At 59.4% G+C, this 20534-nt stretch carries 21 protein-coding genes; 13 read left to right on the top strand and 8 right to left on the bottom strand.

The window, feature by feature from the left end; translation table 11 throughout:
- Positions 1–171: 171 nt before the first annotated feature.
- From C1725_RS16735 to C1725_RS16725, 3 genes are all read right to left on the bottom strand, one after another.
- Entirely contained in the window at positions 172–849 is a 678-nt protein-coding gene (locus tag C1725_RS16735; RefSeq protein WP_102412825.1) for a hypothetical protein, read from the bottom strand.
- Positions 840–1052: a hypothetical protein gene (locus C1725_RS16730; RefSeq protein WP_346026775.1), complete on the bottom strand. Its 213-nt coding sequence runs from the start codon at positions 1050–1052 to the stop codon at positions 840–842. Before C1725_RS16730 ends, C1725_RS16735 begins: the two co-directional genes overlap by 10 nt.
- Positions 1053–1133: 81 nt before the next feature.
- Complete coding sequence (locus C1725_RS16725; protein ID WP_102412823.1) at positions 1134–1505, bottom strand: hypothetical protein; 372 nt, start codon at positions 1503–1505, stop codon at positions 1134–1136.
- 129 nt (positions 1506–1634) lie between these two features.
- On the opposite strand from C1725_RS16725, the gene C1725_RS16720 reads away from it, so the two are divergent.
- The 13 genes from C1725_RS16720 (at position 1635) to C1725_RS16660 (ending at position 16952) form a co-directional block, all read left to right on the top strand.
- Positions 1635–2204 carry a TetR/AcrR family transcriptional regulator C-terminal domain-containing protein gene (locus C1725_RS16720; protein ID WP_102412822.1) on the top strand — a complete coding sequence of 190 codons (570 nt, stop codon included), beginning with the start codon at positions 1635–1637 and terminating at the stop codon, positions 2202–2204.
- Positions 2205–2409: 205 nt separating this feature from the next.
- Entirely contained in the window at positions 2410–4671 is a 2262-nt protein-coding gene (locus tag C1725_RS16715) for an EAL domain-containing protein (protein ID WP_102412821.1), read from the top strand.
- Positions 4672–4802: 131 nt separating this feature from the next.
- The gene (locus C1725_RS16710) at positions 4803–5114 is read left to right on the top strand and encodes an L-rhamnose mutarotase (RefSeq protein WP_102412820.1); all 312 of its coding nucleotides are present in this window, start codon (positions 4803–4805) and stop codon (positions 5112–5114) included.
- Between the two features lie 22 nt (positions 5115–5136).
- A complete protein-coding gene (locus C1725_RS16705; protein WP_102412819.1) occupies positions 5137–6648 on the top strand; it encodes a RecQ family ATP-dependent DNA helicase in 1512 nt (503 codons plus the stop codon).
- A gap of 52 nt (positions 6649–6700) precedes the next feature.
- On the top strand, positions 6701–7645 hold the full coding sequence (locus tag C1725_RS16700) for an AAA family ATPase (RefSeq protein ID WP_102412818.1): 945 nt from the start codon (positions 6701–6703) through the stop codon (positions 7643–7645).
- Positions 7642–8757: a DUF58 domain-containing protein gene (locus tag C1725_RS16695; RefSeq protein WP_146009281.1), complete on the top strand. Its 1116-nt coding sequence runs from the start codon at positions 7642–7644 to the stop codon at positions 8755–8757. The genes C1725_RS16700 and C1725_RS16695 overlap by 4 nt, the downstream gene beginning before the upstream one ends.
- Positions 8754–9983: a hypothetical protein gene (locus C1725_RS16690; protein WP_102412816.1), complete on the top strand. Its 1230-nt coding sequence runs from the start codon at positions 8754–8756 to the stop codon at positions 9981–9983. Before C1725_RS16695 ends, C1725_RS16690 begins: the two co-directional genes overlap by 4 nt.
- A 445-nt stretch (positions 9984–10428) precedes the next feature.
- Entirely contained in the window at positions 10429–11991 is a 1563-nt protein-coding gene (locus C1725_RS16685; RefSeq protein ID WP_102412815.1) for an extracellular solute-binding protein, read from the top strand.
- Positions 11992–12098: 107 nt separating this feature from the next.
- Positions 12099–13040 carry an ABC transporter permease subunit gene (locus C1725_RS16680; protein ID WP_102412814.1) on the top strand — a complete coding sequence of 314 codons (942 nt, stop codon included), beginning with the start codon at positions 12099–12101 and terminating at the stop codon, positions 13038–13040.
- 14 nt (positions 13041–13054) lie between these two features.
- On the top strand, positions 13055–13930 hold the full coding sequence (locus tag C1725_RS16675) for a carbohydrate ABC transporter permease (protein ID WP_346026774.1): 876 nt from the start codon (positions 13055–13057) through the stop codon (positions 13928–13930).
- A gap of 24 nt (positions 13931–13954) precedes the next feature.
- Positions 13955–14761: a helix-turn-helix domain-containing protein gene (locus C1725_RS16670; protein ID WP_102412812.1), complete on the top strand. Its 807-nt coding sequence runs from the start codon at positions 13955–13957 to the stop codon at positions 14759–14761.
- 28 nt (positions 14762–14789) lie between these two features.
- Positions 14790–15779, top strand: coding sequence for a hypothetical protein (locus tag C1725_RS16665; protein WP_102412811.1), 990 nt, complete (start codon positions 14790–14792; stop codon positions 15777–15779).
- 15 nt (positions 15780–15794) lie between these two features.
- Positions 15795–16952 carry a glycoside hydrolase family protein gene (locus C1725_RS16660; protein WP_102412810.1) on the top strand — a complete coding sequence of 386 codons (1158 nt, stop codon included), beginning with the start codon at positions 15795–15797 and terminating at the stop codon, positions 16950–16952.
- An 85-nt stretch (positions 16953–17037) separates the two neighbouring features.
- Here the strand turns inward: C1725_RS16660 and C1725_RS16655 are convergent, their stop codons facing one another.
- The 5 genes from C1725_RS16655 to C1725_RS16635 all read right to left on the bottom strand — a co-directional run bounded on the left by C1725_RS16655 (position 17038) and on the right by C1725_RS16635 (position 20483).
- Complete coding sequence (locus tag C1725_RS16655) at positions 17038–17298, bottom strand: hypothetical protein (RefSeq protein ID WP_102412809.1); 261 nt, start codon at positions 17296–17298, stop codon at positions 17038–17040.
- Between the two features lie 357 nt (positions 17299–17655).
- A complete protein-coding gene (locus C1725_RS16650) occupies positions 17656–18234 on the bottom strand; it encodes a DUF6434 domain-containing protein (protein ID WP_102412808.1) in 579 nt (192 codons plus the stop codon).
- Between the two features lie 22 nt (positions 18235–18256).
- Positions 18257–19840 carry an AarF/UbiB family protein gene (locus tag C1725_RS16645; protein WP_102412807.1) on the bottom strand — a complete coding sequence of 528 codons (1584 nt, stop codon included), beginning with the start codon at positions 19838–19840 and terminating at the stop codon, positions 18257–18259.
- Entirely contained in the window at positions 19821–20171 is a 351-nt protein-coding gene (locus tag C1725_RS16640; RefSeq protein WP_102412806.1) for a hypothetical protein, read from the bottom strand. The genes C1725_RS16645 and C1725_RS16640 overlap by 20 nt, the downstream gene beginning before the upstream one ends.
- Before the next feature lie 36 nt (positions 20172–20207).
- Positions 20208–20483, bottom strand: coding sequence for a TIGR03905 family TSCPD domain-containing protein (locus C1725_RS16635; protein ID WP_487042806.1), 276 nt, complete (start codon positions 20481–20483; stop codon positions 20208–20210).
- Positions 20484–20534 lie beyond the last annotated feature (51 nt).

The following is a 20534-nucleotide window of genomic DNA, read 5'->3' as shown; positions in this document are numbered from 1 at the left end:
AGAAGCCTAAGGGCGCAGCGGCGGAAGGAAATGCTCCGCGGCTGCGCCCTTTTTGTATTTACGGGAAGCGCCTTGGATGGTTTGCGGGCCCTCACCATGGGCGTACACGCATGAGCGATTCCGCCGCAAGGAGCCGGCCCGAAGCTATTCCTAAATGGGGTTTTGCCATAACTACACCCCTTTTCTTTCTATTCCTTTTTTTGCTGTCGTGACGCCAAGCGTCAACACGAATGAGCAGACAGCAGCCCCTGTTAAAATATTCATAATACGCGCGCCGAAATCGCTTATGCTCCCAAAGGAAGCAAGCATAGACCGCTGCAGGGTTAAAACAGACGCTGCTACGTCCGCATAACCAATGGTGCGAATCGCCGTGAGCAAGGGCGAAGGATTTTTTCGCTGCTTTACTGCGCGTATGATTGCCATTGTAATTTTATAGAATGTGTAGGCGGCAATGGTAATCATCATCACGGGATCATATTTTGCTGCGATATTTTCCGCCAAGCTTATGTAGATGACCCACGTCAAAACAAAGCTTAATACAGCAAGCAATATGCCGGACAGCCTCATCACAAAATACTCTGTGTCTAAAGAACCCGTAGAATTACGTTTCCATTCGCATAGGACGGCTGAAAAGCGTAGGGTGCCTAAAAGGGCATAGTAGGCACACAGGGTGATAAACCATAGGGACCGGTGGACAATACCAAGTGCCCCATGATAGAGCGCGTACAGCAAATTGACAGAGAAGCCGAGAGCCGCGGACAATACAATTTTGTATCGTGGATCGTTCCTTATACGCTTCCACGTTTCAGCGGTTTCAATTTTCCTCAATATTTTTTGCTTTATCCCCATACGTCAAACTCGATCATGGCATTCAAGGCGCGGCGTGGATCGGCCGCCGTTTGGATTGTCTTTTCCATCTCACAAAGAGGGAACTCGGGCGTGAGGACAGAAGATATATCCCACAGCGACGCACCCTGGGGCGCGTACCCGCCGGAGCCGATCATGCTTTTCTGCGCAAAGGTCATGCTACGAGGGGCCAATTTAATCATCATGCGCCCCCACGTGAGGGATAGCCGTTCGCCTGACCTCAATATGCTCCTGCCTCATATAGCGGGCAGACGGCCTATCACAGCTCATTCCTTAATGCCTTTCGTCAGGGGAACTAAGCAGAGCAGAACGGCAATCCCAATCAGGCCGATTACAATGCCCTGAATCATCTTTCCCCAAACCATGCTGAAACACATTCCAACGCCTAACGCTAAAGCGCCGACGACGCCGACGAGAACCGCAAGGATCGTTTTGCCCGAAAGTTGAATGGGCGCTTTGTGCTCCATTTTCCGCCATGCAACCAGCGTAGCAAGCCCAAGAAGAAGGCCGACGCACCCGAATACAATTCCCGGCTTAAACGCTTCCCACTCTGCGATCAGAGCCATACACATTCCGAGAGCAAATAAAACCCCGCTGACCGTTCCTAATACCATCGCGACAAAACTGCTTTTCTTCATTGTAAAAACGCCTCCATTATCTTTGAAACAACAGTGGTTGTTTCTATGTGAGTTTAGTATAATTGTCTGAAAAAGCAGAAGCAATCATCAATTTGCACACAAGTGTTGGAATAATAGAAGAGGACAATCATGAACACGAAGAATAATCGGCGGCGGCGTGAATCGATCGAGCGTATAAAAAAGGTCTTCATTGAATTGCTGCAAACAAAGGAACTCCATGAAATAACAGTTTCAGATATTTGTAAACGGTGCGAATTAAACCGCAGCACCTTTTACGCTAACTATGCAGATATTTATGAACTCGCAGACAAAGTAGGAGAAGACTTGGAAAGAGAGGTGGATTTGCTTTACGAAACAGAAACAACGCAGAGCTTTAACAGCAATGATTATCTTAAGCTGTTTCGCCATATCAAAGAAAACCAACTGGTCTACTGCACTTACTTTAAACTCGGCTATGACAATCAGTTCAAGCTCAAGTACTACGACATTCATCAGGCAAAACAGCATTTTGACAACCAGCATATTGAATATCATATCGAATTTTTCAGAAGCGGGTTGAATGCGATTGTGAAAAAATGGCTTGCGGATGGGTGTAGAGAAACGCCGGAAGAAATGAACGAGATTATCCGCAGCGAATATCGAGGGCGGGTTTCATTCGTTTCTGGACTTGGACGAACGGACGCCCGCTGTCATGAATGACCTGGTAAAGGCAATGGACGTTTACACGATTCGAAAACATTTCGATGCTGTTTGTTAAGGAAGCTATTTTGGGGGCAGGACGTTTTTTTGCAGGGCGGGGAACGGATTCCCCCCTTGAGATAAACCGGGCGCCTTGCTATAATGTTGAGAAGTATACCGTCTCTTTGCGCTGCGTCCGCGCGGGAGGCAAAGAAAGAGAAAGACCATGAACAGGAAAGAAAGCTTGCTCAACGGCAAGGGGATCGCGGCGCTCGCGGCGGCGCTGCTTTCCATCGCGCTGGTGGTGTGCGCGCTGTGCTACGCGATGGTCCATCGCGGGGACAGCGTGATTCAAAATCAGACGCGCCGGTACCTTGCGGAGGTATCCGAGCAGGTCTCCAGCCGGTTGACCCTGCGCATGAGCGCCAACCTCAGCACGCTGGAATCGATCAGCGACAACCTTTCCTTTTTTTCGGAGGCTGAGGCGTTTGGTCCGGCGTACCTCGAGCGCATGATTTCGCGTTATCCGTTCCATTGGGGTGGAATCACGGACGGCGGGGGACGGCTTGTGACGCGGGAGGGCGAGGCGCTCGACCTGGGCGGGCGCGGCGCCGTGCGGCAGGCGCTTTCGGGCGTGTCCGCCGTGGACGAGGCGCTCAGCTACTGCCCGGGCGTGGGCGACTGCATCCTGTACGCCGTGCCCTATCGCGAGGCGGACGAGGTCGTGGGGGCGCTCGTCGTATGGGGCGAGCCGAAGATCGTGGAGGAGCGGCTGCTGGGCATCGAGACGTTCGGCGGCGAAGGATTCTCCCACATCGTCAACAGGTCGGGCGACTTCATTTTGCGTTCCAGTAACGCCAACGCGATCCTGGGCGGGGACAACCTGTTTGAAAGCCTGCGGCTGCGCGGCAAGCTGGACGCGGGCGATTCCATCGAGGCGATGGAGGCGGCCATGCGGGAGGGGCGCGGCGGCTACCTGGAGTACACGTTTGACGGCAGCGTGCACGAGACGATGAACTACGTGCCGGTCAACGAAGGCAAGTGGTACCTGCTCTCCGTCGTTCCCACGGCGGTCTACGCCGACGAGATGCAGCGCTTCGCGGGCTTTTCGATGATGGCCAGCATCTTCATTTCGGCGCTGTTCCTGCTGGTAATCGCGGGCGTGCTGTTCATGACCGCGCGCAAGAACCGCGCGATTACCCGAATCGCGTATGAAGATCCGGTGACGGGCGGCTTCACCGCCGCCCGCTTTGCGCTTGCGCTGCGCGAACAGGCGGAGCGCTTTGAGCCTTACGCGTTCATCTCGGCCGACCTGCGCAGGTTCAAGCTGGTCAATTCATCGTTTGGGAGCCGGGAGGGCGACCGCGTGCTGCGGCACGCGCACGCGTGCATCGCGGCAAACCTGAACGCGGACGAATTCGCCGCCCGCATCAGCGGCGATACGTTCAACATCGTGATGCGTACGACGGACCCCGCGCTGATCGTCCGTCGGCTGGAGGCGATCGCGCAGGAGATCAACCGCTATAACGACCAGACAGAGGCGCCCTATTACCTGCCCATCGACTGCGGCGTCTACATCGTGGACGCCCCCGCCGCGGACGTGGTTACCATCCGCGATTACGCGAACGCCGCCCGCAAGAAGAACAAGGCGGAGGCGACGCACGCGCTTTGCCGGTGCGTTTTCTATGACGACATGGAGCGCGTCCGCCAGCTGCACGAGATGGACATGGAAAACAACATGGAGCAGGCGCTGGAGAACGGCGAATTTGTCGTCTACCTGCAGCCCAAGGTATCGCTCGAGAGCGGGAAGACGATCGGCGCGGAGGCGCTGGTGCGCTGGCAGGACCCCGTCCGCGGGCTCGTTCCGCCGGACGAATTCATCCCCTTCTTCGAGCGAAACGGCTTCATCCGCAAGATGGACCTGTACGTGTTCGAGGAGGTTTTGAAGCTGCTGCGCCGGTGGATGGACGCGGGGCTCACGCCCGTGCCCGTCTCGGTCAACATGTCCCGCGCGCACTTTCAGGTGCCTCATTTCCTGCAAAAGTACAAGGACGTGCAGCAGCGCTACGGCGTGCCTGAAAGCCTGCTCGAGATCGAACTGACCGAGACGCTGCTGTTTGAAAATATGGAGTACCTGAAACAGGTGGTAAGTGAAATTCACGAGATGGGCTTCCGCTGCTCCATGGACGACTTTGGCAGCGGCTATTCCTCCCTCAACGTGCTACGCGAGGTGCAGGTCGATACCCTCAAGCTGGACCGTGCGTTCTTCACGAAGGAGGACGACCCGCGCGGCGAGGAAGTGGTCCGCTCCGTCGTCGATCTGGCGCACAGGCTCGGCATGACCACCGTATCGGAGGGCGTGGAGACGGCGTCGCAGGTGCAGTTCCTGCGAAGGATTCACTGCGACGCCGTGCAGGGCTTCGTCTATTCGCAGCCTCTTCGCGCGGAGGACTTTGAAAAAAGGACGTTTTACGCGGAGGAGAATTGATCGTATGCCGCCGGAGCCCCAGGGCTTCGGCGGTTTTTAACGCGATCCGGGCGGGCTATTGACATTGTCCGCGCGCCTGCGGTAAGATGGGGACAATCGCTCGATTGCACAGAGGAAAGGATGAATGAACCATGGAACGATTCGCCTGGAAGGGCACCGTGCTGCCCGGAAAGACCGAGGAATACAAGCGCCGCCACGCGGAAATCTGGCCGGAGATGACCGAGGTGCTCAACCGCGCGGGCGTGCACAACTACACGATCTGGCTCGCGGGGGACGAGCTGTTCGGCTATTACGAATGCGAGAGCGTGGAGTACGCCGCAAGGGTGCAAAATGAGAGCCCCGTCGTCGCGCGCTGGAACGAGTCGATGAAGGACATCATGCGCATGGACTGCGACGGGCGCGACGGCGAAGACGGCATGGAAAGGGTGTTCTACCACGCCTGACACGAAGAGCGCCGCGCTTCGCGTGCTCAAGGAGACGTTCGGCTACGACGGCTTTCGGGAAGGGCAGGAGACGGTCGTAAACGCGGTGCTTCAGGGACGCGACGTGTTGGGCATCATGCCCACGGGCGCGGGGAAGTCGATCTGCTATCAGCTGCCCGCGCTGCTGCTGCCGGGCGTGACGCTGGTGGTTTCTCCGCTCATCTCGCTGATGAAGGATCAGGTGGCCTCGCTCGTGCAAAGCGGCGTGCGCGCGGCCTATCTGAACACGTCGCTCAGCCCCGCGCAGCTCCGGCGGGCGATGCAAAACGCCTGCGAGGGCATGTACAAGATCATCTACGTCGCGCCGGAACGGCTGCTGACGCCGGGCATGGAGCGGCTGATTCAAAGCGTTCCGGTGCCGTTGGTTGCGGTGGACGAGGCGCACTGCGTCTCGCAGTGGGGACAGGACTTTCGGCCCGGCTATCTGGACATCGATTCGTTCATCGCCTCCATGCCCAGGCGCCCGGCGGTCGCGGCGTTTACCGCGACGGCGACGCGCGAGGTGGGGGAGGACATTCTGCGCCTGCTGCGCCTGCAAAACCCGCTGCGCGTGACGACGGGATTCGACCGCAAAAACCTCTTCTTCGAGGTGCGCAGCGTGCAGGACAAGGACGCCGCGCTGGCGCGCGCCCTGGAACAGATGGAGGCGAAAAGGCGCTCCGGCATCGTCTACTGCGCCACGCGCAAGAACGTGGAGGCGGTCTGGCAGCTTCTGCTCGACCACGGCTACCGGGCGGAGCGCTACCACGCGGGCATGGAGGACTTGGAGCGCGCCCGCGCGCAGGAGGCGTTCGTGCAGGACGAGGCGAACGTCATCGTCGCGACGAACGCGTTCGGCATGGGCATCGACAAGCCGGACGTGAGCTACGTGGTGCACTACAACATGCCCAAGGACATGGAAAGCTACTATCAGGAGGCGGGCCGCGCGGGGCGAGACGGATCGCCCGCGCGCTGCGTGCTGCTCTACAGCAAGCGGGACGTGAAGCTCTGCCAGTTCATGATCGAACACGCAGCCGAGAACACCGCGCTGGACGAGGAGACGGCCCGCGCCGTGCACGAGCGGGCGATGGAGCGGCTCAAGCGCATGACGTTTTACGCGACCACAGGCGGCTGCCTGCGCGGCTACATCCTCAGGTACTTCGGGGAGAGCGCGCAGGCGCGGTGTGACAACTGCGGCAACTGCGCCGTCACGCGCGAGATGCGGGAGGAAGAGCGCAGAGCGCGCGAGGATGCGCAAAAAAAGCGCCCGCCTGCCGCGGACGCACAGGACGACCCGCTCTTTGAGCGCCTGGTACGGCTGCGTTACAGGATCGCCAAGCGCCTGGGCGTGCCCGCGTTCGTCGTCTTTTCCAACGCGACGCTGCTGGACATGAGCCGCAAGCGCCCGCTGACGATGGATGAATTTTTAAAGGTCTCCGGCGTGGGACGCCAGAAGATGGTGCAGTACGGGGACCTGTTCGTAAAGGAAATCAAGGACTATCTGATGGGCAGGTGAGCGGGGCGCTCCCCCGGTCCCCTGCCGCCAGGCTGCGAAAAGAGGAAAAATCATGGGAAATGATGTCGCCGCGCGCATCCGGGAAAACGTCGGGCGCGTGCTCGTGGGCTGCGATGAGACGGTCGATCTGCTGCTGTGCGCGCTGCTGGCGGGCGGCCACGTGCTGCTGGAGGACGTGCCCGGCACGGGCAAGACCACGCTGTGCAAGGCGCTTGCGCGCTCCATCGACGCGCGCTTTTCGCGGATCCAGTTCACCCCGGATCTGCTGCCCTCGGACGTGACGGGCCTGTCCTATTACAACCCTAAGGAGGGCGCCTTCGTCTTCCGCGAGGGCCCGGCGTTTTGCCAGGTGCTGCTGGCCGATGAGATCAACCGCGCGACCCCGCGCACGCAGAGCGCGCTGCTCGAGTGCATGGAGGAGCGGCAGATCACGGTCGACGGCGTGACGCGCGCGCTTGAGCGCCCCTTTTTCGTCGTCGCCACCCAGAACCCGGTGGAGACGGCAGGCACGTTTCCGCTGCCGGAGGCGCAGATGGACCGCTTCCTGATGCGGCTGTCGATGGGCCTGCCCACGCTGCCGGGCGAGGTTTCGATGCTTACGCGCTTCCTGCGCGCGAGCCCCCTCGCGCAGCTTAACCCGGTCTGTTCCGCGCGGGAGGTCGCGCGCGCGCAGGAGGCCTGCCGCGAGGTGGCGGTGCACCCGGCGCTGCTCGACTACGTCGCGCGCCTGTGCCGCGCCACGCGCGGCGCGCGGGGCGTCGCCTGCGGCGCGAGCCCGCGCGGAACCCTCGCGCTGCTGCGCGCTTCGCAGGCGCACGCGATGCTGATGGAACGCGGCTTTGTCACGCCGGAGGACGTCAAGGCGGTCGCGGAGGCAGTGCTCGCCCACAGGCTGCTGCCGGAGCGCGCCGCCGGGGAAGACATGCGGGACGTGGTGAGGGGCGCGATGGAAAAGGAGGAAGTGCCCACGGAGCGTTGGGGCGCGGAGCGGGCATGACCGTCCTCTTGCTGCTGCTGGGGCTCGCCCTGTTCCTGTTTGGGCTGGGCAGCCTCTTTCAAAGGCGCTGGCATCGGGGGCTCGCGTTCACGGTAACCTTTGCGCAGGCGGCGGCCCGCGAGGGCGGCCGGGCGCAGGTGATCGAAACGGTGGAAAACCGCAAGGCGCTGCCGCTGCCCGTGCTGCGGGCGACGTTTGAAATCGACCGCAGCCTCGTCTTCGAGGGGCAGGAGAACGTGAGCGTCTCCGACCGGTGCTACAAGCAGGACGTCTTTTCGCTGCTCTTTTATCAGCGCGTCGAGCGGACGCTGAACCTGACCTGCACGCACCGTGGGTTCTTCCGGGTGGAGCGGGCGGACGTGATCGCGAGTGCGCCGCTGCTCGACCGCGAGCACGCGCGGGCGTTTGCGCAGCAGACGTCGCTTTGCGTCTACCCGCGGGAGGCCGATCCGAGCCGGCTGGAAATTCCGTTCAGGCACCTGACGGGCGCGCTGCGGGTGCGCCGGTTCGTGCTGGAGGATCCCTTTACGTTCCGCGGCATCCGGGAATACGCGCCGGGCGACGCGATGAACGCGGTCAACTGGAAGGCCAGCGCGCGCACGGGCAGCCTGATGGTCAATCAGCGCGACACGACCGCCTCGCAGGCGGCGATGGTGCTGCTCAACGTGGAGGACGACACGAGCTGGTACGACGAGGAGATCCACGAGGAGGCCATCCGCGTGGCGGCAGGGCTGTGCATGCGGCTTTGCGACGCGGGGGTGCGCGTGGGGCTGCGCACGAACGGGCGCGATCTGGAGACGGGCGAGGCGCTTTGCGTGCCCGCCGGCATCGGGGAGCGCCAGCGCGCGCTGCTGATGACCGCGCTCGCGCGCATCGACCTCAAGCGGCGGGCGGAGCCGTTCGAGACGTTCCTTCGGGACGAGGCGTTGCTCGGGCGCGAGGATGCGCCCCTTTACGTGCTGGTGTCCAAGAGCCAGCGGCCGCCCGTGCGCGCGGCGTTCCTGGACATGGGCGGCGCGCTGATGGTGGTGCCGCTTCGCGCGGACGGCGTGCTGTCGCCCGCGCCCAAGGGGGGCTTTGACGTGCTGCGCTGGGAGGTGGAGGCTTCGTGAAACGCCTGACACGGGCCGCGCTGGAATGCGCGGGCGGCATGCTGCTCCTTTGCTGCGCGTTTGCGGCGCCCGCGCTGCTATTGGGCCTTTCGGCGGACGGCGCGCTCCTCTGCGGCGCCTACCTGTGCGCCGTGACGATCGCGACGCGCGCGCTCGCCCGGCGAACGTCCGCGCTGTGGCAATACATCCCCTTGTGCGCGCTATGCTGCGCTGCGGCGCTGCTTTTGCCGGCGCCCCCCTACGCGCGCTACGCTGCGTGCGCGCTTTGCGCGCTGCTCTCGCTCTGGCGTCTGTACGGACGCGCGGCGCGGAAGGATATTTTGCCCGACACGCCGAGCTATTACGCGGCGGCGCTCTTCGTCCTCGCCTACGCCGCGGGGACGCTGCGGCAGGACGCGCGCGTGCAGGCGATGGCGCTCTCACTTTGCGCGCTGTACGCGCTCGTGACGCTCGTCTGGCGCGCGCAGCAAAGCCTCGGGGCCTTCCTGTCGCGCTACGGCGCGGCGGCGAGATTGCCCGAGCGGCAGCTTCGCCGGACGACGCGCGGCGTGCTCGCCGTTTGCTGCGTGCTGGCGCTCTTATCCATGGGGCTGCTCGCCGCCTCGGGGGCGGAGCGGATCGTCTACGCGCTGGGCAGCCTGCTGCTCGCGGGCGTGCGCTTCCTCTTTTCGCTGCTGCCTGCGGGGCAGGAGGCGCCCGCGGAGGATGCGGGCCCGATGGAGAGGCCCGAGCTGGGCGGCCTGCCGCAGGCGGAGGCGACGGAGCCCTCGGCGCTCTGGCAGCTCCTTCAGGCGGTGCTCAGCTTCGCTGTGATGGCCGCGCTGATCGTGGGGGCGCTGCTGCTCCTGGGCTACCTGGCGTACAGCCTCTACAAGCGCTTTGCGCGCGGCGCTGCGCAGACGGGCGACCGCGTGGAGTTCATCGCGCCGCCCACGCGCGAAGAGCGCCTGCGCCGGGAAAAGGGACGCACGGACGCGCCACCGCTGCCCTTCACGCCGGAGGGCGCGGTCCGGCGCATGTTCCTGTCGGCGGTGCGCGCGCAAACGCGGAAGCGGCCGCCGCAGGCGCTGACGCCCCGGGAGATCGAGGACTTTGCCGGGATGGAGCCGGGGGAAGCGCGCGAGGCGCTGCACCGCCTGTACGCGCGGGCGCGCTATGGCGGCGGCGTCACGCGCGAGGAGGCCCGGGCGCTTAGGCGAATACTGAAGGGAAAGGCTGGCCGATAACGGCCTGCCTTTTTTTGTGGGCTGCCTTGCGACTTGTTTGTATCCATAAAAATGGATGGCCTGCAGAGATGGGAGGGGCAGCGTCTCCATTAGATGGATTTATCAGCACATTCTGAACATAATTTAAAAGATGTAGATCGGATTTTACATAAAAGAAGGCGAAAGGATCGCTTTTTTTATTTTGTACTTGTCGCATCTGCAGGCGGCAGGAAAAAAATTTAGCATATTAAAGAAAATGACTGCGTGAATATAGGCGAATGAACCGAAAAAAGGCGCAAAAGAAAATTTGGACCGTTTTCACAAGGACGATCAGAATATAAAAGATGTTGAGTTGATTTTACATGCAATCTGAATGGAGAGATCTGTATAATGAAACACAAAAGAGGCGACTGAAAATTCTGCGCAGAGAATTAAGCCGTTCTTCACGAAATGGAGGAATAGACTGATGAAAAAACTGCTGATCCTCGCTCTTTCACTCATCATGCTCACCTCATGCCTGCCCGCATTTGCTAGCGCCGAGGATGTCAAGACATTGACCGGATGGGGCGCATGGACGTTCAACGATCAGACCGGCCTGACTTCTTACTCGCAGCAGTACGCGTGGCAGGAGGTAGAAAAGCGCCTTGGCATCAAGGTGGACTGGACTACGGTTTCTGCCAAGGACAAGACGACGCTGTTCAGCCTGTTGATGGCTTCCGGCGAACTTCCAGATATCGTGCTGGACATGGAGCCGATCTATTATGAGGAGTTTGGGCGCATGGGTGCGCTGATTCCGCTGAATGATTACATAACGCCGGAAAAGATGCCGAATCTGGCTGCGCTGCTAAAGGCGGACCCTGCGGTGTTGGCTTCGATTACCTCGGCGGACGGGAACATTTACTTCTTCCCGCGCATCATGGAGGCAGCCACGCGCTATTGGAACGGGCTGTTTATCAGGGAGGACTATTTGCAGCAGGTCAGCAAGGAAGTACCGACCACGCCGGATGAGTTTAAGGACGCTCTTAAGGCCATCCAGGCAGGTGTGGAGGGATGCTCCGCCCCCTTGAGCGTGGATAAGGCAGGGCTGAAGTCGTTGATTTGGGCGTACGGAATCGGTGCGCGTGGAACAGGCTTGAGCTCGACGGACGATGCGTATGTGAAGGAGGGAGAGGTCGCTTACGGCCCGACGGACGAGAAGTATCGTGAAGCGCTCAAATTCCTGAACAGTCTGTACGAAGAAGGCCTTTTGAACCCGGACTGGAATGCACTAGAGAGCAACCAGATTCGCACGCATATCGTATCGGGCACTGCCGCCGCCTGCCAGGGATCTTTTTCCGGAATGCTGAGCACCTATAACGGCTTGCTGGAGGCGGATGGAAAGGGAGAGGCGCTGACCTACGTGCTGCCGCTTAAAGGTCCGTATGGGGATCAGTGCTGGCAGGGACATCATACCGCGATCGACGTAGGCTATGGTCTGGCAATTACCAGCGCGTGCAAGGATGTGGACGCCGCAATCCAGGTAGTCGACTACTTGTACAGCGACGAAGGCCGCGAATTGATCTATTGGGGCGTGGAGGGGGTTACGTTTGAGAGAAACGCTGAGAACGTCCGGCAGTTTACGGAAACGGTGACCGGAAGCGAGCTGGGCGTGCTCACCTACTTGAACAACTACTCAGCCAATACCAGCTGTTACCCTTCCGCCCAGAACGTGGAGTTTTATCACGCCACTTTGAGCGAGCGGGCTCGCGAAGGAAACCTCGCTGAGACTGCGATTGGCCAGGCAAACGACATCCGTATGCCGGCGCTGCGCTACACCGAAGAGGAAATCAGCGAGGTCAACACAATCATCGTCGATCTGAACGACTACGTGGACGAAAACTTCGCGCTTTTCGTGAACGGCACGAAGGATATCGAGGACGACGCAGTCTGGCAGGGATATCTGAAGGGATTCGACGGCCTGCGCCTGGAGGAATTGATGGGATATTACCGCAGCGCATATGCCCGTTGGCAGGAGATTGCGGGAAAGTAAGAAAGCGCTGAGTTTGCTTGAAACAGAGGACGCCATGGGCGCTGTTCGCGGCGGTCTAATGCCCATGGCGTCCTGCTGTTATCGATTGGGTTTCAGGAGGAAAGGACATGATAAACAACGCCGTGAACAGAAAAAGTGTCCGATGGTATCAAAACCCGCGTTCGCGCCGAAAAGGGCTAATCGCACTGGGCTTTATCCTTCCGGGCATGATTTATTACATTTTATTTCGATACGTTCCCATGTGGGGAAATTTGATTGCCTTTCAGGACTTCAACGCCTTTAAGGGATTTCTGGACAGCAAGTGGGTGGGGCTGAAACACTTTCAGATTTTCTTTCAATCGAACAACGCGTTGCGGCTGATAAAAAATACCCTGTGTCTGAGCTGTTACAGCATCCTCTTTGGATTTCCGATCCCCGTTTTATTTGCGCTGCTGCTCTATGAGGTACGCTTTGCGCATTTTCGTTCCCTGATTCAGTCCATCAGCTATTTTCCGCATTTTATTTCCGTCGTCATCATCTGTGGCCTGCTCAAGCAATACCTTTCTGTTTCAAACGGTATCGTAAATAGCATGATTGAGGCCTTGAATGGAAGCAAAATCAATTTTTTACAGGAGCCTACGTGGTTTCGGACGATCTATATCAGCAGCGGAATATGGCAGAACATGGGGTGGAGCTCGATCATCTATTATGCGACGCTGACCTCGATCGACACGTCGCTCTTCGAGGCAGCCGAAATCGACGGGGCGGGACGCCTGCGGCGTATTCTGCACATCAGCCTGCCGTCCCTGATTCCCACGATGGTGACGCTGCTGCTGATGCAGCTAGGCACCGTGATGAACGTGGGCTTTGAAAAAGTCCTGCTGCTGTACAATTCGAGCACCTATTCCACGGCGGATATCCTCAGCACCTATGTCTATCGCATCGGCATTACGCAGATGAAATACTCCTTTGCAAGCGCCGTTGGACTTTTCAATAACGTCGTCGGGCTGGTCATCGTCCTTTTCTTCAACACGCTGGCGCGAAAACTTGGGGATACCTCACTATGGTAAAGGAGGATAAGGTGGTGAAGAAGGTAAAAAAGCTGAGCATCTTTGACTGCACGGTAGTCATATTCCTGCTGCTCTTTGCGCTGATCTTTCTGTATCCGCTGTGGACGATCTTCGTCGCGGCGTTCAGCGACCCGCTTGAGTACGTCAAGGATCCGCTGGCCCTCTTTCCCAAGACGCTGACGTTCTATAACTTTCGCATGCTGGTAACGTCCAGCTCTGTTTGGATGGGATATCAAAATACCATACTGTACGTAGGTGTAGGAACCGCCATCAACGTTGTCATGACCTTTTTGACAGCTTATGCGCTGTCACAGCAGGCCTTGCCCTGGCGCAGGACGTTTAACTTTTTGATCGTGCTGACGCTGTTCTTTTCGGGCGGCCTCATTCCGACCTATCTAACCGTAAAAGCGTACGGCATGCTGAATTCGATCTGGGCGATCGTGCTGCCCGGCGCGATCGCGACGTACAACCTGCTGATTACTCGGACCTACCTGATGCAGCAGATTCCGGAAGGGCTGGTCGAAGCGGCGGAGGTGGATGGCGCAGGCGCCCTGCGGACCTTCGGACAGATCGTCATCCCCCTGTGCAAGCCGATTCTGGCGGTCATTACGCTGTTTTACGCGGCCGAACACTGGAACTCGTATTATACGGCGCTGATCTACTTGAGCGATCGGGCGAAGTATCCACTCCAGCTGATCCTTCGCGAAATGTTGATCAACGACGAAACGCTCGGCATGATGGCGACCGAGGCGAGCAGCGTAGAAGCACTGTATACTGTCACGCTTAACTATGCAGTCATGGTGATCGCAATCCTGCCATTGCTGATCGTCTTTCCCTTCGTGCAAAAATTCTTTGTGAAGGGCGTCATGATCGGTGCGATCAAGGGGTAAACGCCGGTTCTTAGGAGGATTTGGATGGAATTTGAAGATTGCCCGTCCTTGCTCGGGTATCTCATGCAAAAGCCTGCCGCACCCTTTGCGGATATCAATTACTACAAGCGCACAGCGCATTGGGGTCGACGAAGCCATGCGCACGATTACTATCAATTCTTTATCGTGACCGCTGGCACGTTGACGCTTAATTGTGACGGGAGCCGGGTGCTTACCCAAGGATACGCGAGCCTGATTCCTCCAAATTATCTTCATGAACTGTTCACCGCGACAGGGTACGAACAAATCGGTGCCAACCTGTATGCGGAGGGCGGCGATTTGCTGGGGATTTTACCGCTGCTAAAGACGTATGTGAACACGCCGATCATCATGGAGGATTTCCGTTTCCTGCAGCGGACTCCGGAAATGCTTCAGCTAATGGCAAATAACAGCAGTATTGCCCAGTCCAAAGCTTGCCTGATCATGAGCGATGCCATCCTGCGGTCGGTTGAGAGCATCGCCTATGGCAGTGAAGATCGCTTTGACGCACGGCTTTCACACTATCTGGAAAGCAATCTGGACGCAGGGCTTTCTACCGCACGGGTAGCGGAGCATTTTCACATGAGTGTACCCCAACTGGAAAGGCTTGCGCGCCGTTATTTCGGCAGCGGGGTCATCGCGCTGTATAATCAAAGACGCCTGGCAAAAGCGCGCGTACTGCTGATGAATACGGATAAGAGCATCAGCGAAATTGCCCAACAAACGGGCTTTTTTGACTCAGCTCATTTTTCTAGTTTCTTTCATAAGAACATGGGCGTTTCTCCGAGCCAATACCGCAAGACGGAAAAATAATAGGATGTACAATCTGGAGGAAAGACGAATGAATATTGATCACTTCATCGAAAAAATCCGTGCGACCGTAGCTTCCCATCGCTTGGAGGAGGGCGTGTACTGCCGCTGGCTTTGGCAGAATGAAGCGGGAACGCGCAAACTGGGAATGAACGAGTACGGATGCGCCGACGCGGCGAATATTCTGTACACGATCGGCGATTTTGAACGCGATCCGGCTAAGCGCGCTGCGTGGGTAAAGGCGCTGCGCAGCATGCAAGACCCTAAAACGGGCCTGTATGAGGAAGGCTCGCATCATCCGATTCATACGACAGCGCATTGTATCTCAGCACTGGAACTGTTCGATTCGACACCGTTATATCCGTTGACCGCGCTGATGCCATACCTTGATAAAGAAAAGCTGTATGACTTTCTGGAATCGCTGGATTGGGAGCATTCTCCCTGGGCGCAGTCCCACAAGGGAGCTGGTCTGTTTGCAGCGCTTACGGTTACGCGTACCTGTAGCCTTGCCTGGCAGCGCGACTATTTTGCTTGGCTGCGCGAACACTGTGATCCGCAAAAGGGCCTTAGCTATCGCGGACGGTTGACGGGCGATTTGCTCTCACATCACCTATGCGGGTGGTTTCATTATCTGTTCAACCATGAATACGCGCGTCAGCCTATCCCTTATGCAGAGCAACTGATCGATACGTGTATCGACATGTATCGGAGTAAAACGATGGATGCGTGCTTTGGGCGCGAGGTAGGGTTTATGGAGATCGATTGGGTCTTTTGCATAAACCGGGCTTCCCGCCAAACGCCGCACCGTTTTGAAGAGGTTAAGTCCTTGTTGGAGGATTTCGCACAGTCCTTTATCGCGTACCTGGAAGGGCTGGACGAAAAGACTGATGAGGCGTTCAACGATCTGCACATGCTATTCGGCGCGATCTGCGCGCTTTCGGAATTGCAATTGGCGCTCCCCGGAAAGATCGAGTCGAGCATTCCGCTCAAAAATGTGCTGGATCGCCGGCCGTTTATCTAAACAGGAGGACTCGGGATGACGAATTTTATGAATGTACAGGAGCTTTCGAACTGGCTAGAACGCGTGGAAGGCCTGCTTCAGCTCAAGATGCGCTATGCGGTAGAGAAGGCACGCCGGACGGACTTTGTTCCTTATTCGACCCGGAACGGCGAATGGGCACCTACGCAGATCGATTGGTGGACGAACGGATTCTGGCCGGCTGAAATGTGGCAGATGTACCGTATGACAGGGGACGCGATTTATCGGGACGAGGCTGTTCGGGTCGAAGAAATGCTTGATGCTGCGCTGCGGGACTTTCAGCGGCTGCATCATGACGTCGGGTTCATGTGGTTAATTCACAGCGGCGTGCGATACGCCCTGGAGGGCAATTCGGACAGTCGAGAACGAACGTTGTTTGCTGCGTATTTACTTGCTTCGCGCTATAATCCCTTTGGTTTCATTCGGGCCTGGAACGGGGTAGATAACCAGGGCTGGGCCATCATCGACTGCATGATGAACCTACCGCTGCTTTACTGGGCCAGCCGCGAAACGGGTGATCCGCGCTTTCAACTGATAGCCCAGCGGCACGCGGATACCACGATGGAGGCTTTCGTGCGCGCAGACGGCTCCTGCAATCATATCGTTTGTTTTGATCCGCTGAGCGGCGACGTACTGGATCGCCCGGGGGGACAGGGATACGCATCCGGCTCAAGCTGGTCGCGCGGTCAGGCATGGGCGCTCTATGGCTTTTCACTCAGTTACCTGCTGACAGGTAAAGAAGCGTATTTGAATACCGCTAAACGCGTTGCGCATTACTTTATCAGCAGCGTGCAACGGGAATGGATCCCGCCCTGCGATTTTCGCGCGCCGCAGACGCCTGCTGTCTGGGATGATGCGGCGGGCAGCATCGCTGCCAGCGGTCTGCTCGAACTGGCGCGGCTCGTCCCGACATCGGAGCAGCAAATCTATAGGCAGGCGGCGATATGCCTGCTCACGCATACCGAAGAGCGGCATGCCGACTGGACGCTGGGTGACCCGGCAATTTTGACGCATTGCACGTCGGCATATCACGATCCGGCAGGGCGCCATATTCGTATGACCTATGCGGATTATTTTCTGATTGAGGCCGTGCGCAAACTGCGGGGTGAGACGATGCTGTTTTGGAATCCTATAAAAACGGCAAGCAGACGATAGGCCATGCCGGTACCCTTCACGATTTAAAAATCCGGGCCTCCACAAGCGGAGGCCCGGGTTTTGCGCGCGACGAGAACGCCACGCTTTACAAAATCTTACAGCAATAGCGGTTGAGCAGCCATTCGATGTAGTCACCCCGTGGAAACAGGCGCTGGCTGTCCATGCGACGCAGCAAGGTCGCACAGCGATTGCTCCGGCTGCCCACCTCCGCCAGACTGGCCTTGTGAAGGTGCATGAGCGTGTGCGTCGCAAGCGAGGCCGGTATCCGGTCGAGATCCCCGGGCGTCAGCCAGACGTCGTAGAACCGCTCGTTTCCCTGGTGCAGGAGCCCTGGTGCACAAAACACGAAAACGCCCCGCCGAGGGCCTCGCAGCACTGCGCGAAGAGAGGCATCCGGCGTAGGTTTCGTCGCGGACGAGCCGCCAGACGCTGACGAGATCGACGTGCGGGGTCTGCCTGTCGGAGAGCCGGGCGCAGAGGGCCCACTGCGCCCGGTAGTCGCCTCCATAATCGGGCATGCGGTACCAGGAAGACCTCCAGACCGTCCGCATAGGGCCTGAACCGGTCCGCGACATATTGGAGGGCCGAAGCCGGCAGGCGGCCGTTCGGCGCCGCACCCAACCGACAGCGCCTATCGCCTTTGAGGTGGCGCGCAGGTCGGGACAGGCGGCGATTTGCTGAAACCTCATCGTCTTCTCTCCCGTCACTCCGCATCCAATGCCATCAGGTCGGCGGGCTCGTAAGCATGGGTTCCCGCGAAGGCCTTTTTGTATTGCCAGCAGCGGATCGCCTGCTGAAGCGTCTTTCCGGGGTTGTCCGCAAAAAACGCGCGGATGTAGGCGTTGTATTCGAACTGCCGGTCGATGGGGAGGGCTCGCGCCTTCTTGTCCGCGAGAATCCGTCCGTAAGCCTCAAGGGCCTCGGCGTAGGTTTTGCCCGCGTTCGCCTTCAGCCACCTTTGAAAGGGGACGTTGAACGAAAAGGAAGCGCCCAGCCTTTCGCGGAAGAACGCCCGGTGCCTTTCGGAGCAGACGAAGTTTTCTTCGATGACCGCGTCCTCGGTAAGGTCCTGCGCGCAGGCAGCGGGCCTCGACGAGGTTTGGGCGGGGAGCACCGTTCCCGTGTCGAGGTATCGGGCGATGCGTTCGGTGAGCTCGATCTTCCCCCCGCTGGCGGGCAGTCCGGCGGCTTTACAGAAGGCGACGAGCTCTTCCTTTAAGTAATAGTGGCTGCGAAAGGCCTTCGCGCTCAGGCGTTCGCTTAATTCCGGCCGATTCTCCATCCGATCCCCTCCGTATTGCGGGTCACTTGTGCCGCTTTTCCTTGATCCCGAGGTAGACGATCAGCGCGAGCGCCGCGGCGTAGCCGATGACGCCCAGCAGCGGCACGCCGAGCAGGCGCGGCTGCATGTCCGTCGTGCACAGGATGCTGGAGCCCAGCAGCAGGGCCGCGATCACCAGCCCCGTCACCAGCTTGTCCGCAAGCGATAGCAGCAGGGCGCGCAGGTCGTCCGAGGCGTGCATGTCGAAGTTCAGCCGCGTCTGGCCGCGCTGGGTCTGGCGCAGCACGTCGGCGGCGAGCGCCGGGATGTCGAGCGCCTTGCGCGCGGAGGCATAGATCGCGCGGCTTGCGCGCTGCAGCTCCTTTTTGAAGTCGAAGTTTCGCAGCATGCGCCCCGCGATGCGTCCGGAGGCGACGGAGACGATGTTGATCTCCGGGCTGAGCGCGGAGATGACGCCCTCCAGCGTCGCCATGCCGCGCGCCAGCATGGAAAGGCCATGGGGCATGGAGATGTGGTGGACCTTCATGACCTCCATCAGATCCTCGAACATCTGAGCCAGATCGATGCCGCCCAGGTCTGCCGAGCCGTACTTGGCCAGCAGCTCGTCGATGTCCGCGTACAGGCGCCCCTGGTCGACCCGCCCGTGGATGTCGCCGATGGACATGACCGCGTCCTTGATCCTGCCCACGTCGTTTACGGCCACGCCCTCCACGATGCTGCCGATGAGCGCCTGATCGCGCGGGGTCAGGCGGCCCATCATGCCCATGTCGATAAAGACGATCTTGCCCTCGCGGACGCGCAGATTGCCCGGGTGCGGGTCCGCGTGAAAGAAGCCGTCGTCCACCACCTGCTTTACGTAGTTGTCCGCGAGCTTCGCGCCGATCTCCGCCGGGTCGTAGCCCGCCCCGGTCAGGCTTTCCCGCGCGTCTACGCCCAGGCCATCGATGTACTCCATCACCAGCACGTGCGTGGTCGTGTAGGTCTTGTAGAGCGCGGGACAGCAGACGAACGCCACGTCCGCATTCAGGCGGGCAAATTCCTCCAGGTTCGCGGCTTCGGTCAGGAAGTTCATCTCCTGCTGCGCCACAGACCACATCTCGTCCAGCACCTTGTTAAAATCCACAAGCCCTGCGACGGGCGTATACCTGAGCACGCCCACCGCGCGATGCAGGAGCGCGATATCGCGGGACATCGTCTCGTAAATCCCCTCGCGCTGCACCTTCACGACGACGCGCTCGCCGGTTTTCAGGGTGGCCCGATGCACCTGCGCGATGGAGGCAGAGCCGAGCGCGCGCTCGTCGAACGCGGAAAACACGTCGCGAAGCGGCGCGGCGTATTCCCGCTCGACGATGCGCTTTACCTCTTCAAAGGGCATGGGCGGCACGTCGGAGCGCAGGCGTACCAGCTCGTCGCAGTAGGCCTTGGGCAGCATGTCTGAACGCATGGACATGATCTGGCCGAGCTTGATGTACGTGGGGCCGAGGTCTTCCAGGATGCGGCGCAGCTTTTCGGGCGTGATGCCACGCACGATTTCGCTGCGCATCAGCACCTCGGTGATCTCCTTAAGGCGCTCCCTGTAGGAGCCGTCACCTTCCCGGCTCGCCATCTTTCGCGTCCCCCCGCTCGGGGGCCTCCTTACTGCTTTGCAGCGCTTCGATCTGCGCCTTGAGCGCGGCGAGCTGTTCGGGTGTCAGGGCGGCAAGCGTCTTTTGCAGCGCGTCGCCGCCCTGCGCGGCAGCGTTCACCGTGGGGGTTTCACGGATCGCCTGCTTGATGCCGTGCCGCAGCTCTTCGTTGAGCACCTGGCCCTGCGCGATAGCCTGCTCGCCCCTCTTGACCAGCTCGTCCAGCAGCTCCTGTGACTTTTCCGCCGTGGCAGCGGCTGCGCCGACGCCGGCGAGGAGCAGCCTGCGCACGCTTTCCTCCAATGAATCCATAAAAAGACCTCCTTTGCAGCGGCCTTGCAGCGGGCTTCAGGCGCGCTGCTGCTGATATTGTTCCAGCGCCCGCGCGAGCTGATCGGGGCAGGACGTGTTGCCGCGGCATTCGATTCCCTTCAGCATCGCGATCACGTCGTCCACCTTTTTGCCGACGACGAGGCGGGCGACGCCCTGCGTATTGCCCGTGCAGCCGCCCTCAAAGCGGCAGGCGGTAACGACGCCGTCGTGCACGTCGAAATCGATGCTTCGGGAACAGGTGCCGTGGGTTTTGTACGTGTACATGGGATGATGTCTCCTTCTTCGGTGAATTCGCGGCCGGTACGCGCCGCTTCAAACAGGGCCTAAATCCCTCGCTTTTTT

Source organism: Beduinella massiliensis, from assembly GCF_900199405.1.
GTDB lineage: Bacteria > Bacillota > Clostridia > Christensenellales > Aristaeellaceae > Beduinella > Beduinella massiliensis.
The sequence above is the reverse complement of the archived record's forward strand: the minus strand, read 5'-3'. Positions and strand labels throughout refer to the sequence as shown.

Excerpts from the sequence above, each read along its gene's own strand:
- C1725_RS16700 (WP_102412818.1), top strand. The coding sequence starts at position 6,701 with ATGGGAAATGATGTCGCCGCGCGCATCCGGGAAAACGTCGGGCGCGTG.
- C1725_RS16680 (WP_102412814.1), top strand. The coding sequence starts at position 12,099 with ATGATAAACAACGCCGTGAACAGAAAAAGTGTCCGATGGTATCAAAAC.
- C1725_RS16645 (WP_102412807.1), bottom strand. The coding sequence starts at position 19,840 with ATGGCGAGCCGGGAAGGTGACGGCTCCTACAGGGAGCGCCTTAAGGAG.
- C1725_RS16715 (WP_102412821.1), top strand. The coding sequence starts at position 2,410 with ATGAACAGGAAAGAAAGCTTGCTCAACGGCAAGGGGATCGCGGCGCTC.
- C1725_RS16665 (WP_102412811.1), top strand. The coding sequence starts at position 14,790 with ATGAATATTGATCACTTCATCGAAAAAATCCGTGCGACCGTAGCTTCC.
- C1725_RS16695 (WP_146009281.1), top strand. The coding sequence starts at position 7,642 with ATGACCGTCCTCTTGCTGCTGCTGGGGCTCGCCCTGTTCCTGTTTGGG.
- C1725_RS16725 (WP_102412823.1), bottom strand. The coding sequence starts at position 1,505 with ATGAAGAAAAGCAGTTTTGTCGCGATGGTATTAGGAACGGTCAGCGGG.
- C1725_RS16685 (WP_102412815.1), top strand. The coding sequence starts at position 10,429 with ATGAAAAAACTGCTGATCCTCGCTCTTTCACTCATCATGCTCACCTCA.
- C1725_RS16735 (WP_102412825.1), bottom strand. The coding sequence starts at position 849 with ATGGGGATAAAGCAAAAAATATTGAGGAAAATTGAAACCGCTGAAACG.
- C1725_RS16660 (WP_102412810.1), top strand. The coding sequence starts at position 15,795 with ATGACGAATTTTATGAATGTACAGGAGCTTTCGAACTGGCTAGAACGC.
- C1725_RS16640 (WP_102412806.1), bottom strand. The coding sequence starts at position 20,171 with ATGGATTCATTGGAGGAAAGCGTGCGCAGGCTGCTCCTCGCCGGCGTC.
- C1725_RS16650 (WP_102412808.1), bottom strand. The coding sequence starts at position 18,234 with ATGGAGAATCGGCCGGAATTAAGCGAACGCCTGAGCGCGAAGGCCTTT.
- C1725_RS16670 (WP_102412812.1), top strand. The coding sequence starts at position 13,955 with ATGGAATTTGAAGATTGCCCGTCCTTGCTCGGGTATCTCATGCAAAAG.
- C1725_RS16710 (WP_102412820.1), top strand. The coding sequence starts at position 4,803 with ATGGAACGATTCGCCTGGAAGGGCACCGTGCTGCCCGGAAAGACCGAG.
- C1725_RS16720 (WP_102412822.1), top strand. The coding sequence starts at position 1,635 with ATGAACACGAAGAATAATCGGCGGCGGCGTGAATCGATCGAGCGTATA.
- C1725_RS16730 (WP_346026775.1), bottom strand. The coding sequence starts at position 1,052 with ATGATGATTAAATTGGCCCCTCGTAGCATGACCTTTGCGCAGAAAAGC.